The organism is Streptomyces virginiae (assembly GCF_041432505.1).
GTDB lineage: Bacteria > Actinomycetota > Actinomycetes > Streptomycetales > Streptomycetaceae > Streptomyces > Streptomyces virginiae_A.
In genome coordinates, this window is record NZ_CP107871.1 from 2903518 (window position 1) to 2916956 (window position 13439).

General features: G+C 72.4%; 13 protein-coding genes. 8 read left to right on the forward strand and 5 right to left on the reverse strand.

The window, feature by feature from the left end; genetic code table 11:
* Positions 1 to 40 precede the first annotated feature (40 nt).
* Genes efeO through efeU form a run of 3 tightly spaced genes read left to right on the forward strand, consistent with a single transcriptional unit; the run spans position 41 to position 3435 of the window.
* Positions 41 to 1195: an iron uptake system protein EfeO gene (gene efeO / locus OG624_RS13540; protein ID WP_371639450.1), complete on the forward strand. Its 1155-nt coding sequence runs from the start codon at positions 41 to 43 to the stop codon at positions 1193 to 1195.
* Between the two features lie 31 nt (positions 1196 to 1226).
* Positions 1227 to 2531 carry an iron uptake transporter deferrochelatase/peroxidase subunit gene (efeB, locus tag OG624_RS13545; RefSeq protein ID WP_033226668.1) on the forward strand — a complete coding sequence of 435 codons (1305 nt, stop codon included), beginning with the start codon at positions 1227 to 1229 and terminating at the stop codon, positions 2529 to 2531.
* Between the two features lie 25 nt (positions 2532 to 2556).
* Positions 2557 to 3435, forward strand: a complete 879-nt coding sequence (gene efeU / locus OG624_RS13550; RefSeq protein ID WP_371587669.1) for an iron uptake transporter permease EfeU — start codon at positions 2557 to 2559, stop codon at positions 3433 to 3435.
* A gap of 57 nt (positions 3436 to 3492) precedes the next feature.
* Here efeU and OG624_RS13555 read toward each other — a convergent pair whose 3' ends face one another.
* The 3 genes from OG624_RS13555 to OG624_RS13565 all read right to left on the reverse strand — a co-directional run bounded on the left by OG624_RS13555 (position 3493) and on the right by OG624_RS13565 (position 5789).
* On the reverse strand, positions 3493 to 4056 hold the full coding sequence (locus tag OG624_RS13555) for a GNAT family N-acetyltransferase (RefSeq protein WP_033226666.1): 564 nt from the start codon (positions 4054 to 4056) through the stop codon (positions 3493 to 3495).
* 10 nt (positions 4057 to 4066) lie between these two features.
* Positions 4067 to 4930 (reverse strand): PhzF family phenazine biosynthesis protein, encoded by an 864-nt coding sequence (locus tag OG624_RS13560; RefSeq protein ID WP_371587670.1) that lies wholly within the window; start codon positions 4928 to 4930, stop codon positions 4067 to 4069.
* Positions 4931 to 5027: 97 nt separating this feature from the next.
* The gene (locus OG624_RS13565; protein WP_371639451.1) at positions 5028 to 5789 is read right to left on the reverse strand and encodes an SDR family oxidoreductase; all 762 of its coding nucleotides are present in this window, start codon (positions 5787 to 5789) and stop codon (positions 5028 to 5030) included.
* 109 nt (positions 5790 to 5898) lie between these two features.
* Here OG624_RS13565 and OG624_RS13570 point away from each other — a divergent pair, with 109 nt between their 5' ends.
* Positions 5899 to 7218: a Bcr/CflA family multidrug efflux MFS transporter gene (locus OG624_RS13570; RefSeq protein ID WP_161295311.1), complete on the forward strand. Its 1320-nt coding sequence runs from the start codon at positions 5899 to 5901 to the stop codon at positions 7216 to 7218.
* Between the two features lie 64 nt (positions 7219 to 7282).
* A complete protein-coding gene (locus OG624_RS13575; RefSeq protein ID WP_371587672.1) occupies positions 7283 to 8287 on the forward strand; it encodes a small ribosomal subunit Rsm22 family protein in 1005 nt (334 codons plus the stop codon).
* A gap of 30 nt (positions 8288 to 8317) precedes the next feature.
* Here OG624_RS13575 and ddaH read toward each other — a convergent pair whose 3' ends face one another.
* Positions 8318 to 9190 (reverse strand): dimethylargininase, encoded by an 873-nt coding sequence (ddaH, locus tag OG624_RS13580; protein WP_371592743.1) that lies wholly within the window; start codon positions 9188 to 9190, stop codon positions 8318 to 8320.
* Positions 9191 to 9271: 81 nt separating this feature from the next.
* On the opposite strand from ddaH, the gene OG624_RS13585 reads away from it, so the two are divergent.
* Together OG624_RS13585 and OG624_RS13590 are read left to right on the forward strand one after the other, a co-directional pair.
* Entirely contained in the window at positions 9272 to 9883 is a 612-nt protein-coding gene (locus OG624_RS13585; RefSeq protein WP_371639453.1) for a TetR/AcrR family transcriptional regulator, read from the forward strand.
* Positions 9884 to 10053: 170 nt separating this feature from the next.
* Entirely contained in the window at positions 10054 to 10803 is a 750-nt protein-coding gene (locus OG624_RS13590; RefSeq protein WP_033226659.1) for a bifunctional DNA primase/polymerase, read from the forward strand.
* A gap of 272 nt (positions 10804 to 11075) precedes the next feature.
* On the opposite strand, the gene yaaA is transcribed toward OG624_RS13590, so the two are convergent.
* Positions 11076 to 11879 carry a peroxide stress protein YaaA gene (gene yaaA, locus OG624_RS13595; RefSeq protein WP_161295302.1) on the reverse strand — a complete coding sequence of 268 codons (804 nt, stop codon included), beginning with the start codon at positions 11877 to 11879 and terminating at the stop codon, positions 11076 to 11078.
* Between the two features lie 112 nt (positions 11880 to 11991).
* Here yaaA and OG624_RS13600 point away from each other — a divergent pair, with 112 nt between their 5' ends.
* On the forward strand, positions 11992 to 13434 hold the full coding sequence (locus OG624_RS13600) for an RNB domain-containing ribonuclease (RefSeq protein ID WP_033226657.1): 1443 nt from the start codon (positions 11992 to 11994) through the stop codon (positions 13432 to 13434).
* Positions 13435 to 13439: the final 5 nt, after the last annotated feature.

The following is a 13439-nucleotide window of genomic DNA, read 5'->3' on the forward strand; positions in this document are numbered from 1 at the left end:
CCTCGGGACGGCCCCTTCGTCCGACGCCAGGAGCCCTCATATGCGCCCCGCTCGCCTCACCGTCATCGCCGCCGCCTCCGTGGCGGCCGCACTGACCGCCGTCACCGGCTGCTCCCAGAAGAGCGACGCGGGCGGCAGCGACGCGATCAAGGTGGCGGCGTCCGACAGCGCCTGCGAGGTGTCGAAGACGGAGTTCCCGTCCGGCAAGGTGCAGATCGACGTCGAGAACAAGGGCTCCAAGGTCACCGAGGTCTACGTCCTCTTCCCGGACGCCCGCATCGTGACCGAGCGCGAGAACATCGGCCCCGGCACCAAGGCCTCCATCACCGCCGAGATCAAGGCGGGCGACTACGAGATCGTCTGCAAGCCCGGCATGAAGGGCGACGGCATCAAGCAGAAGGTCAAGGCCACCGGCAAGGGCGGCGCCGAGGAGAAGCGCAGCCCCGAGGCGGACGCCGCGGTCGCCGCCTACCGCGCGTACGTGGTGCAGCAGGCCGAGGAGACCCTCCCCAAGGCGACGGCCTTCGCGGCCGCGGTCAAGGCCGGCGACGTCGAGGGCGCGAAGAAGCTCTACGCCGGCTCGCGCATCGGCTGGGAGCGCACCGAGCCGGTCGCCGAGTCCTTCGGCGACATCGACCCGAAGGTCGACGTCCGCGAGGACGGCCTGGAGGCCGGCCAGGACCTGGAGAAGGACTGGACGGGCTGGCACCGCCTGGAGAAGGCCCTGTGGGTCGACAACAAGATCGGCGACCGCGAGAAGCAGCTCGCCGACACCCTGATCGCGGACCTCACCGACTGGCAGAAGAAGGTCGGCCAGGCGGAGATCACCCCGACCTCGATCGCCAACGGTGCCAAGGAGCTCCTCGACGAGGTCGCCACCGGCAAGGTCACCGGTGAGGAGGAGCGCTACTCGCACACCGACCTGGTCGACTTCAAGGCCAACGTCGAGGGCGCGCAGAAGGCGTACGAGCTCCTCAAGCCGATCGCCGCGAAGAACGACCCGGAGCTGGTCAAGCAGCTCGACACCCAGTTCGCGGCCCTGAACACCCTGCTGGACAAGTACCGCGCCGACCAGACCACCTACGAGTTCACCTCGTACGACAAGGTCGGCGAGCCGGAGCGCAAGGAGCTCTCGGACGGCGTGAACGCGCTCGCCGAGCCGCTCTCCAAGCTCGCCGCAGCGGTCACCAAGTAACCGGCGGAGACGGAAGCAGGCGGGAGAGACGATGACCGAGTCGGACTCGGCTGCTCAGCAGCCCGAGCAGTCTCAGCAGAACGGCGACGGTACGGCGGCGACCTCCGCCGCGGCGCCTTCGCGGCGTGCGGTGCTGGGCTGGGGCGGGGCCGGGTTCGCGCTCGGCGCCGCCGCCGCCGGCGGTGCGATGACGGCCTTCGGCGGCGGCCCGGACATGGTGTCGGCGGCGGCCGCCGGGGCCTCCGTGCCCTTCCACGGCGAGCACCAGGCCGGTATCGCGAGCGCCGTGCAGGACCGCCTGCACTTCGCGGCCTTCGACGTGAAGACGAAGGACCGCGAGGAACTGATCAAGCTCCTCAAGGAGTGGACGGTGGCGGCCCGGCTGATGACGGCCGGACTGCCGGTCGGTGAGGGCGGTTTCGGCGGCCTCCCGGAGGCCCCGCCGGACGACACCGGCGAGGCGCTGGGCCTGAAGGCCTCCCGGCTCACCCTGACCATCGGCTTCGGGCCGGGCCTGTTCGCCAAGGACCGGTTCGGGCTGGAGGGCAAGCGTCCCGAGGCGCTGGTGGATCTGGAGCTGTTCCCCGGCGACAACCTGGACCCGGCGCGCTCCGGCGGCGACCTCTGCGTCCAGGCCTGCGCCGACGACCCGCAGGTCGCCGTGCACGCGATCCGCCAGCTGGCCCGCATCGGCTTCGGCCGCACCGCGATGCGCTGGTCGCAGCTCGGCTTCGGCAAGACCTCGTCGACCACCCCCGACGAGCAGACCCCGCGCAACATGATGGGCTTCAAGGACGGCACCCGGAACATCTCCGGCACCGACAAGGCCGCCCTGGACAAGCACGTGTGGGTCGGCGCGGGCGACGGCAGCGACTGGCTGACCGGCGGCTCGTACCTGGTGGCGCGCCGGATCCGGATGAACATCGAGACCTGGGACCGCACCCCGCTCCAGGAGCAGGAGGACATCTTCGGCCGCGACAAGGGCGAGGGTGCCCCGGTCGGCAAGTCCAAGGAACGCGACGAGCCGTTCCTGAAGGCGATGAAGCCGGAGGCGCACGTGCGCCTCGCGCACCCGGACACCAACAACGGTGCGACGATCCTGCGCCGCGGCTACTCCTTCACGGACGGCACGGACGGCTTGGGCCGCCTGGACGCGGGCCTGTTCTTCCTCGCCTACCAGCGCGACATACGCAAGGGCTTCATCCCGATCCAGCGCAACCTGGCCAAGTCCGACGTCCTCAACGAATACATCCAGCACGTGGGTTCGGCCGTCTTCGCCGTCCCGCCGGGCGTCCGTGACAAGGACGACTGGTGGGGCCGGACGCTGTTCGCGTAGTCCCCGCCGGAGAGGAACCACCGCCGTGTTCGGCAACTATCTGATCGGCCTGCGCGAGGGGCTGGAGGCCAGTCTGGTCGTCTGCATCCTCGTCGCCTACCTGGTGAAGACCGACCGCCGGGACGCCCTGCGTCCCGTGTGGCTGGGCATCGCGATCGCCTGCGGGATCTCCCTCGCCTTCGGCGCGATGCTCGAATTCGGCACCCAGGAGCTGACCTTCGAGGCGCAGGAGCTGCTCGGCGGCACCCTGTCGATCATCTCGGTGGGTCTGGTGACGTGGATGGTCTTCTGGATGAAGCGCACCGCGCGGCATCTGAAGGCCGATCTGCACGGCAAGCTCGACACGGCGCTGGCGATGGGCACCGGGGCGCTGGTCGCCACCGCGTTCCTGGCCGTCGGCCGGGAGGGCCTGGAGACGGCGCTGTTCGTGTGGGCGTCGGTACGGGCCAGCGGCGAGGGTTCCTCGGCGCCGCTGATCGGGGTGCTGCTGGGCATCGCCACGGCGATCGCGCTGGGCTACCTCTTCTACCGGGGCACCCTGAAGATCAATCTGGCGAAGTTCTTCCGGTGGACCGGCGCCATGCTGGTGATCGTGGCCGCGGGCGTGCTCGCGTACGGGGTCCACGACCTCCAGGAGGCCCGCTTCCTGGGCGGCCTGGGCGACAAGGCCTTCGACGTCAGCGAGACGATCCCGCCGGACAGCTGGTACGGGACCCTGCTCAAGGGCGTCTTCAACTTCCAGCCCGATCCCACGGTCCTCCAGCTCACGGTGTGGCTGCTGTACCTGGTCCCCGTGCTGACGCTGTTCCTCCTCGACCGCAGCCGGCCGGCCGCGCCGAAGCTGCGGCCCGCGGACTCGGCCTCGGCCTCGGGCTCGGACTCGGGCTCGACGCCCGCCAACTGAGCGGACGTCTCCGGGAGAGCGCAGCCGACAGGCTGTGGTGCGGGGCCTTCGGGCCCGTCACCACAGCCTGTCGGTGTTTCCGGGGTGGAGCGGGACGCGGACGCCCGTGAAGGCGGCGCGGTCCCGGTCCGGGTCCTCGGAGAAGAAGGCCGCGAGCACCACCTTGTCGAAGCCGGGGTCGTCGGTGGCCAGGGGATCCTCGGGGGTCCCGCCCACCAGGACCGTGCCGGGCAGCACTTCGAAGCCGGCCGCCTCGTAGAAGGCCGCCAGGGGCCGGTCGCAGCTGAACAGCGCCAGGTCCACGGCCGGGTCCGCCGCCAGTTCGGCGCGAGCCCGCGCCACCAGCCGGCCGCCGAGACCGCGGCCGCGCAGCTCCGGCAGGGCGACCACGGAGCTGAGTCCGGCGGCCCGGTACGTGCGGTCCGCGAGCGAAATCGGCTTGTACAGCAGCGACAGCGCGGCGGTCACCGTGCCGACCGCGTCGACGAGCAGCATCGTCCTCGGGTGGAGCGCCGGGTCGTGACCGGGCGTGGAGCCGGGCCACGCCCTCTCCTCCAGCGCGGCGACCTCCCGTGCGAGGTCCGCGGGCAGGTCCGCCTCCGCGAACCGGAGCACCCTCATCGAGGGTCGCTCACGGAATCCGTACTCCCGTGCCGCTGACCCGGACGCGCGGGTCGCCCTCGCGCAGTTCCACGGTGAGCACGCCGGGGCGGCCCATGTCCGTTCCCTGGTGGAGGGTGAGTACGGCGTCCGCCGGGACCAGGCCGCGCTCGCGGGCGTACGCGCCGAAGGCGGCCGCGGCGGCTCCCGTGGCGGGGTCCTCGACCACCCCGCCGATCGGGAAGGGGTCGCGTACGTGGAACTCCGCCGGGCCGGCCCGGTGCACCAGCTGGACCGTGGTGAGGTCCAGGCGCCGCATCAGGGCCTCCAGCCGGGCGAAGTCGTAGGCCAGGTCCGCGAGCCGGCCCCGGGTGCGGGCGCCGATCACCAGGTGCCGCGCCCCGGCGTAGGCGATCGCGGGCGGGATTGCCGGGTCCAGGTCGGCCTCGGGCCAGTCCAGCGCGGCCAGGGCTTCCGTGAGGTCCTCGGCGCCGATCTCCTCGGTGTGCGGCTCGACGCTGGTGAGCGTGGCCCGCAGCCGCTCGCCCTCGGCGGTGACGGACACCGGTACGGTCCCCGCCCGGGTGGCGAGGAGGAGCTCCCCCGGCCCGATCCGCTCCCCGAGCGCCACGGCCGTGGCCACGGTCGCGTGCCCGCAGAAGGGGACCTCCGCCTTCGGGCTGAAGTAGCGCACGGTGAAGGACCGGCCCTCCTCACCGCCGAACCCCTCGGGCGGGGCGGTCAGGAAGGCCGACTCGCTGTAGCCCAGCTCGGCGGCGATCTCCAGCATGGCGCGGTCGTCCAGACCGGTGGCGTCGAGCACGACCCCGGCCGGGTTGCCGCCGTCCGGGTCATGGGAGAAGGCGGTGTAGCGCAGTACCTCGGTATCGGTCATCCGGTCATGATCGACCGCGTCCCCACGGCCTGGCAACGCCATTCCCGCAGCGGATCCGGCGCGGCTCGGGCGTCGATCCGCACGGCACGGCGGTGGCTCAGCCGCGGCCGATGTACGGCATCGAGGTCGCCATCACCGTCGCGAACTGCACGTTCGCCTCCAGCGGGAGTTCCGCCATGTGCAGCACCGTGCGAGCCACGTCGGCGGCGTCCATCACCGGCTCGACGGCCAGCTGCCCGTCGGCCTGGAGGATGCCGGTCTGCATCCGCTCGGTCATCTCGGTCGCCGCGTTGCCGATGTCGATCTGGCCGCAGGCGATCCGGTACGGCCGCCCGTCCAGCGACAGGGACTTGGTCAGGCCGGTCATCGCGTGCTTGGTCGCGGTGTAGGCGATGGAGTGGGGGCGCGGCACGTGCGCCGAGATGGAGCCGTTGTTGATGATGCGGCCGCCCTGCGGGTCCTGCGCCTTCATCTGCCGGAAGGCGGCCTGCGCGCACAGGAAGGAGCCGGTGAGGTTGACGTCGACGACCGAGCGCCAGGCCTCGTAGGTGAGGTCCTCCAGCGGGACCCCGCCCGGTCCGAAGGTGCCGGCGTTGTTGAAGAGCAGGTCGAGGCGCCCGTAGCGGGCGCGCACCGACTCGAACAGCCGATTCACGTCGTTCGGGTCGCTGACGTCGGCCGGCACGCACAGCACGTCGGCGTCGGGCCCGGCCGCGGCGGCGGTCTCCTCCAACGGTTCGGCCCGGCGGCCGGCCACGGCCACGGACCAGCCCGCGGCGGCCAGGGTCAGGGCCACGGAGCGGCCGATCCCGGAGCCGGCGCCGGTCACCACGGCGATCTTCTTCGTAGGTTCGTCCATGGGGCCGCAGGGTACGTCACAGCACGCTCCGGTCCCGGGACGTTCCGATTGCTGAGAACATGGGTCGGTCAGGGGTGCATAAAAGCAGATGAGAAGACTGGAGTTCCGCATGTCGGAGAGAGGCCCCGCGACGGCACCCTCGCACGAATCGTCGCCCGAATCGCCCTCCGCCACCGCCGCCACCGCGTCCCTGACGCGCGCACGCCGCACGAGCCTGCTCGTCACCTTCATACTCGGCGGGCTCACCGCCCTCCCCCCGCTGTCCATGGACATGTACCTGCCGGCCCTGCCGCAGGTCACCGACGCCCTGCACAGCCCCGCCGCGACGATCCAGCTGACCCTCACCGCCTGCCTCGCCGGCATGGCCCTCGGCCAGCTCGTCATCGGCCCGATGAGCGACAAGTGGGGCCGCCGCCGGCCGCTGCTCGTCGGCATGGTCGTCTACGTCCTGGCCACCGCGATCTGCGCCCTCGCCCCGACCGCCGAGCTGCTGATCGCCTTCCGGCTGCTCCAAGGGCTGGCCGGGGCCGCCGGAGTCGTCATCGCGCGCGCCGTCGTGCGCGACCTTTACGACGGCGACGAGATGGCCCGCTTCTTCTCCACGCTGATGCTCATATCCGGGGCCGCCCCGATCGTCGCGCCACTCATCGGCGGCCAGGTGCTGCGCTTCGCCGACTGGCGGGGCGTCTTCGTCGTCCTGACCGGCGTCGGCACGATCCTCACCCTGATGGTCTGGCGCGGCCTCGGCGAGACCCTGCCGCCCGAGCGGCGACACACCGGCGGCGTCGGCTCCGCACTGCGGACCATGCGCGGGCTGCTCGGCGACCGGGTCTTCACCGGCTACACCCTGACCGGCGGCTTCGCCTTCGCCGTCCTCTTCTCCTACATCTCCGCCTCCCCCTTCGTGGTGCAGGAGATCTACGGCGCCTCGCCCCAGACCTTCTCCCTGCTCTTCGGCCTGAACTCCGTCGGCCTGATCCTCGTCGGGCAGATCAACGGCAAGCTGCTGGTCGGCCGGGTGCGCCTGGACAAGGTGCTCGCCATCGGCCTCGCGGTCGTCCTGGTCTCCGCGGTGTCCCTGCTGCTGATGGCGACGGGCGTCTTCGGCGAGGTCGGGCTGACCCCCATCGCCACCGCGCTGTTCGTCCTCATGTCGGCGATGGGCATCGTGCTGCCGAACACCAACGCGCAGGCGCTGATGCGGACCCCGCACGCGGCCGGATCGGCCTCCGCGCTGCTCGGCACCACCTCCTTCCTGGTCGGCGCGATCGCCTCCCCGCTGGTGGGCATCGCGGGCGAGGACACCGCGGTCCCGATGGCCCTGGTGCAGCTGGTGTGCGCGCTGCTCTCGGTGAGCTGCTTCCTGGCCCTGTGCCGGCCCTGGCAGCAGCGGGACCCCCAGCCCGCGCCCGCCCCGGCGAAGGACTGAGCCGAGGGGCCGGGGCCGGGCCCTCCCTGACGGCCCCGGCCCCGGCCCGCCGTAAACTCAGCAGGTGAACGCCTCCACCCCCACCTCCGCCGAAACCCTCCGCCGCACGCTCGGCGGACTGCTCGACGGGCTCCCCCCGAAGCAGGCCACGGCCGCCGTCGAGCGGCTCATCGCCAACTACCGGGGACAGACCCCGACCGACGCGCCCGTACTGCGCGACCGCTCCGACGTGGCGGCGTACGCGGCGTACCGGATGCCCGCCACCTTCGAGGCCGTCCGGAGCGCCCTCGACGGGCTGGCCGAGGCCGCGCCCGACTGGGCGCCGGGCTCCCACGTGGACGTGGGCGGCGGCACGGGCGCCGCGACCTGGGCGGTGGACGCCACCTGGGGCGGCCCGCGGCAGACCACGGTGCTGGACTGGGCGGAACCGGCCCTGGCCCTCGGCCGGGAACTGGCGGCGGCGTCCACCTCGGAGGCGCTCCGCGCCGCGGCCTGGCGCCGGGCGGTCATCGGCTCCGGGCTGACCCTGCCCGAGGCGGACCTGGTGACGGTGTCCTACGTACTCGGCGAACTGACCGCACCGGCGCGCGCGGCCGTCGTCGCCGAGGCGGCGCGGGCCGGCCAGGCCGTGGTGCTGATCGAGCCGGGCACGCCGGAGGGCTACCTGCGCATCCGCGAGGCCCGTGACCAGCTGATCGAGGCCGGGCTGCGGATCGCCGCCCCGTGCCCGCACGACGGGACCTGTCCGATCGAGGTCGGCCAGGACTGGTGCCACTTCTCGGCTCGGGTGAGCCGGTCCTCCCTGCACCGCCAGATCAAGGGCGGCTCGCTCCCCTACGAGGACGAGAAGTTCAGCTACGTCGCCGCCACCCGCTTCCCGACGGAGCCGGCCGCCTCCCGGATCACGCGGAGACCGCAGATCCGGAAGGGGCTCGTCCTGCTGGAACTGTGCGGCCCCGAGGGGAGTGGCCTGACCCGGGTCAACGTGACCAAGCGCCAGGGCGACCTCTACAAGGCCGCCCGGGACGCCGACTGGGGCCAGGCCTGGCCCCCGGCACCGCAGCCGTAGCCGTAGCCGCAACCACGGCCGTGGCCGGTCCTACGGGCGCAGCTCCTGGGTGCAGCACTTCACGCTGCCGCCGCCCTTGAGCAGCTCGCCCAGATCCATCGGGACCGGCTCGAACCCCCGGTCCCGCAGCGGCTCCAGCAGGCCGGTCGCCGCCTGCGGGAGCAGGACGTGCAGGCCGTCGGAGACCGCGTTCAGGCCGAGGGCGGCCGCGTCGCGGCCGTCGGCGATCAGGGCGTCCGGGAACAGCCGCCTGAGCACTCCCCGACTGCCGGGCGAGAAGGCCTCCGGGTAGTACATGATCTCGTCGCCGTCGAGGACGCTGAGCGCCGTGTCCAGGTGGTAGTAGCGCGGGTCCACCAGGTCGAGGCCGATGACCGGGCGGCCGAAGAACTCCTGGGCCTCGTCGTGCGAGAGCGGACTGGAGCGGAAGCCCCGGCCGGCCAGGATGTAGTGCTCGGTGACCGCGAAGTCCCCCTCCCCCTCGTTGACGTGGGAGGGTTCGTGGATGTCCGTGTAGCCGTTGCCGCGGAACCAGTCGAGGTGCCGCTCGGCCTCGGCGGTCCGTTCCGGGTAGGCGAACCGGGCCCCGAGGACCCGGCCGTCGACGACGAGGGCCCCGTTCGCCGCGAAGACCATGTCGGGCAGGGCGGGGTCGGGTTCGAGGGTTTCGACGATGTGGCCGAGGGAGCGGTAACGGTCCCTCAGGTCTTCCCACTGGGCCAGTGCGAGGGGCAGGTCCACCGGTTTCGTGGGATCCATCCACGGATTGATGGAGTACGTGACCTTGAAGTGTGCGGGTGGGCACATCAGGTAGCGCCGGGGTGTGGCGTCTCTGCGCAAAGAAGGCTCCTCACGACTTTCACGACTCGGGACGAGTGCTGGAGAGAATCGTCTCTCCTCCACCTGGACAGCACAGTGAACTGATTGGGTGGTTTACGCAAACCTGGAAAAAGACGAGACGTCTCGCTTTGGTAATTTCGGGCCATGCCCAAGACCCCTGACGCCACCCGCCGCAGCGACCGCTCCCGGCGCGCCATCCTCGACGCCGCGCTCGCCCTCGTCGGAGAGGTCGGCTACAACAAGCTGACCATCGAGGCCATCGCCGCCCGCGCGGGCGTCGGCAAGCAGACCATCTACCGCTGGTGGCCCTCGAAGGCCGCCGTCCTCCTCGACGCCTCGCTCGCCCTCGCCGGGGACGCGGAGACGGAGGCCGGGTGGACCGGCTTCCCCGACACCGGGGATCTCGCGGCCGACCTGAAGCAGGTACTGCGGGCGACGGTCGACGAGTTCAACGACGAGAAGTACGAAGCCCCCGCACGCGCCCTGACGGCGGCCGGCGCCACCGACCCCGAGCTCGGCGCCCGCTTCACCGAGCAGCTGCTCGAACCCCAGCTCGCCCTGTACGAGGCCCGGCTGCGCACCGCCGTGGAGGCCGGCCGGCTCTCGCCGGACACGGACCTGCGGCTGATGGTGGAGATGCTCGTGGGTCCGCTCACCTACCGCTGGCTGATGCGCACCGCGCCCCTGACGCACGCCTACACCGACGCGCTCGTGGACCGGGTACTGGGCGGGGTGGCCAACGTCACCGCCCGATAGCGGGCAGGGAATCGAAGACCGGCCGAGAAGATATGGCCGAATTCTATGGTTATGTAGGGGTATCCGGTCGCGTATCTCCAACCCCCCGCTCGTCAAGAGCGGTCACCCGGGGCTCAGGATGGTGGGACGATGGGTTGGTCCGCCGGGGATACGGTGAGGTGAGGGGATAGATGGGGTCTGAGTCCGGCCGCGTCAAACGCGGCGAGCAGAGCAGGATTTCCCAGTGGCTGCGCCGGCGGCAGAAACCCACCGCCGAGGATCCCGGAGCGGAGCGCGAGGCGCTCCTCCTGGCCGTCGCCGCCGCGGGCCTGCCGCTCGCCCCCGCCGCCCATCCCGCCGGTTACCGATGTTCGTGCGACCGGATCGGCTGTCCGACGCCCGCACGGCACCCCGTCTCCTTCGCCTGGCAGACCCAGTCGACCACCGACCGCGCCCAGGTCGAACGCTGGGCGCGCAACCAGCCCCAGGCCAACTTCATCACCGCGACCGGCATGGTCCACGACGTCCTCGACGTCCCGCTGGAGGCCGGCACCGCCGCCCTGGCCCGACTGCTGGAGGCCGGGATCGAGGTCGGCCCCGTCGCCGAATCGGGCGGCACCGGCGAACAGGCCCGGATGCTCTTCTTCACCGCCACCCGCGGCACCCCCGAGGACGAGGACGAGTGGTGGCCGTGCGAACTGGACTGCCACCCCGAGACGATGGACGAGCACCCGGGCCTGCGCTGGCACTGCCGCGGCAGCTACGTCCTGGTTCCGCCGGCGGCCCTGCCCGGTGACCAGGCGGTGACCTGGATCCGCGGCATGGAGCACACCCTCCCGGACCCGCTCACCCTCCTGGAAACCCTGACGGACGCCTGCGCCGCCTACGCGGGTACCGCGAACCTGACCCCGGCCGCGGTCGCCTGGCCCCTGGGCCACTAGGCCGTCTCTTTCGGATCTTGCCGGGCCCGGCCCGCCCGGCACGGCACCTCGCCGCGTTGTCGGGGCACTCCAGTACGTCCAGTACACGAGCGCCCCTCCGCCTTGCGATGCACCGCACCGGACGACCCGGGCTCGACCGACAAGATCCGAAAGAGACGGCCTAGCCCGGACTCCGCCCGCACTCGGGGCTCCGCCCCGCACCTGGCACCTCAAACGCCGGCGGGGCTGGAATCGCGCGGGGGGTGCGGGGGCGGAGCCCCCGGTACGGCGCGTCAGTGGTGGATCTGGGTCACGACCACGTCGAGGGACCAGGCCTTCGCCGGCTTCGTGGGGGCCTCGGCCTCGACCGTGTACCCCAGGTCCCGCAGGGCCGTGACCAGCTCGGCGGGTGAAGCCGGCGCGGCCCCCGCCGTCAGCAGGTCCCGTACCAGCCGACCCTTCGTCGCCTTGTTGAAGTGGCTCACCACGGACCGCTTCTCCACCCCGTCCACCAGCTGCGAGTGCAGCACCCGGACGGTCGCGGTCCGCCCCGCCACCTCGCCCTTCGGCTTCCACGCGGCCCCGTACGCCGCCGACCGCAGGTCCAGCACCAGCCCGTCCCCGGCCGCCTCCGGCATGACCTCCGCCATCGGCCCCCGCCAGTACGCCCCCAGCGCGCCCAGCGCGGGCAGCTTCACACCCATCGAGCAGCGGTACGACGGGATCCGGTCGGTGATCCGCACCGCGCCCCACAGCCCCGAGAACACCAGCAGCGCGTCCTCGGCCGACGCCCGCGCCGCGGCCGGCAGATCGGCCAGGCCGAGCGCGTCGTAGAGCACGCCCGTGTAGATCTCGCCCGCCGGCCGGGCCCCCGCCGTACGCAGCTCCGCGTTCTTGGCGACCTCGCCGCGCAGGCCCTCGCTCAGGCCCAGCACCTCGCGCGCCTTCAGCTCGTCCGCCGCGCACAGCTCGACCAGCTCCTCCAGCACCGCCGCACGGGCCGGAGCGAGACCGGGCAGGGACAGCGCCTCCGGCTTCAGGGGTGCGCCGGAGCCGCCGGCGGCCTTTCCTTCGGACGGCGGCAGCAGCACGAGCACGGTGGTTCTCCTTCGGTACGACGTCGCGGGGGGTGCGGCCCCCGAGCCAGGGTAGACGTCCGCCGCCCCCGCTCGCCGCGCCGTCCGGGCCCCCCGCCCCTACGCTCGACGCATGCCACGCCGTCAGATGCACATGACCGGCGCAGACGGGGCTGCTCTGCGGGCCGCGCTGCGTGAACTGCGGACGAAGCTGGAGGTGCCCGAGGCGTTCCCGGCCGCGGTCCTCGCCGAGGCCGAGCAGGCGGCGGCGCACCCCCGGCTCCCGGAGCTGGACTGTACGGACATCCCCTTCTTCACGATCGACCCGCCGGACTCGGTCGACCTCGACCAGGCCATGCACCTGGCGAAGCGCCCCGGCGGCGGTTACCGGGTCCGGTACGCCATCGCCGACGTCGCCGCCTTCGTCACCCCGGGCGGCGCGCTCGACGCCGAGGCCCACCGCCGCGTGACCACCCTGTACTTCCCCGACGGGAAGGTCCCGCTGCACCCGGCCGTCCTCTCGGAGGGCGCTGCCAGCCTGCTGCCCGATCAGCTCCGCCCGGCTCTGGTGTGGTCCTTCGACCTGGACCCCGACGGCCGGGTCGAGACCGTCGACGTCCGCCGTGCGCTGATCCGCAGCCGGGCCAGGCTCGACTACGACGGCGTCCAGAAGGCCATCGACACCGGTACGGCGGAGGAGCCGCTCGCCCTCCTGAAGGACATCGGCCGGCTCCGCGAGGCCCTGGAACAGGCACGCGGCGGCATCTCCCTCAACGTGCCCGAGCAGGAGATCGTCGAGCGCGACGGCACCTACTCCCTCGCCTACCGCGCCCCGCTGCCCGCCGACGGCTGGAACGCGCAGATCTCCCTGATGACCGGCATGGCCGCGGCCGATCTGATGCTGGCCACCGGCACGGGCATCCTGCGTACCCTGCCCAGCGCCCCTGACGGCGCGGTCGGCAAGCTCCGGCGGACGGCGAAGGCCCTCCGGATCGACTGGCCGCACCACGTGCCGTACGCCGAACTCGTGCGCTCCCTCGACCCGCACCGCCCCGACCACGCCGCCTTCCTCCAGGAGTGCACCGCCCTGCTGCGCGGCGCGGGCTACACGGTCTTCACCGGCGGCGAGAGCCCCGATCCGGCGATCCATTCCGCGGTGGCGGCCCCGTACACGCACTGCACCGCTCCGCTGCGCCGGCTCGTCGACCGCTACACCGGGGAGTTGTGCCTGGCGGCGGTGGCCGGGACGGAACCGCCGCCGTGGGTGTTGGAGGCCCTTCCCGCGCTCCCGGACGAGATGGCGGAAGGCGGCCGGCTGGCGAACACGGTCGAACGGGAGTCCGTGGACCTGGTCGAGGCGGCCGTGCTCAAGGACCGCGTCGGGGAGACCTTCGAAGCCACCGTCATCGACGTCAAGGACGGGGAGCCCCTGGTGGGCACGGTCCACCTGGAGGACCCGGCGGTGGTCGGCCGCATCCGGTCCACCACGCTCGACCTGCCCTTGGGCGACCGGATCCGGGTCCGGTTGACGGAGGCCGACCCGGGCACCTCGAAGATCCTCTTCGCGCCCGTCTGACGCGG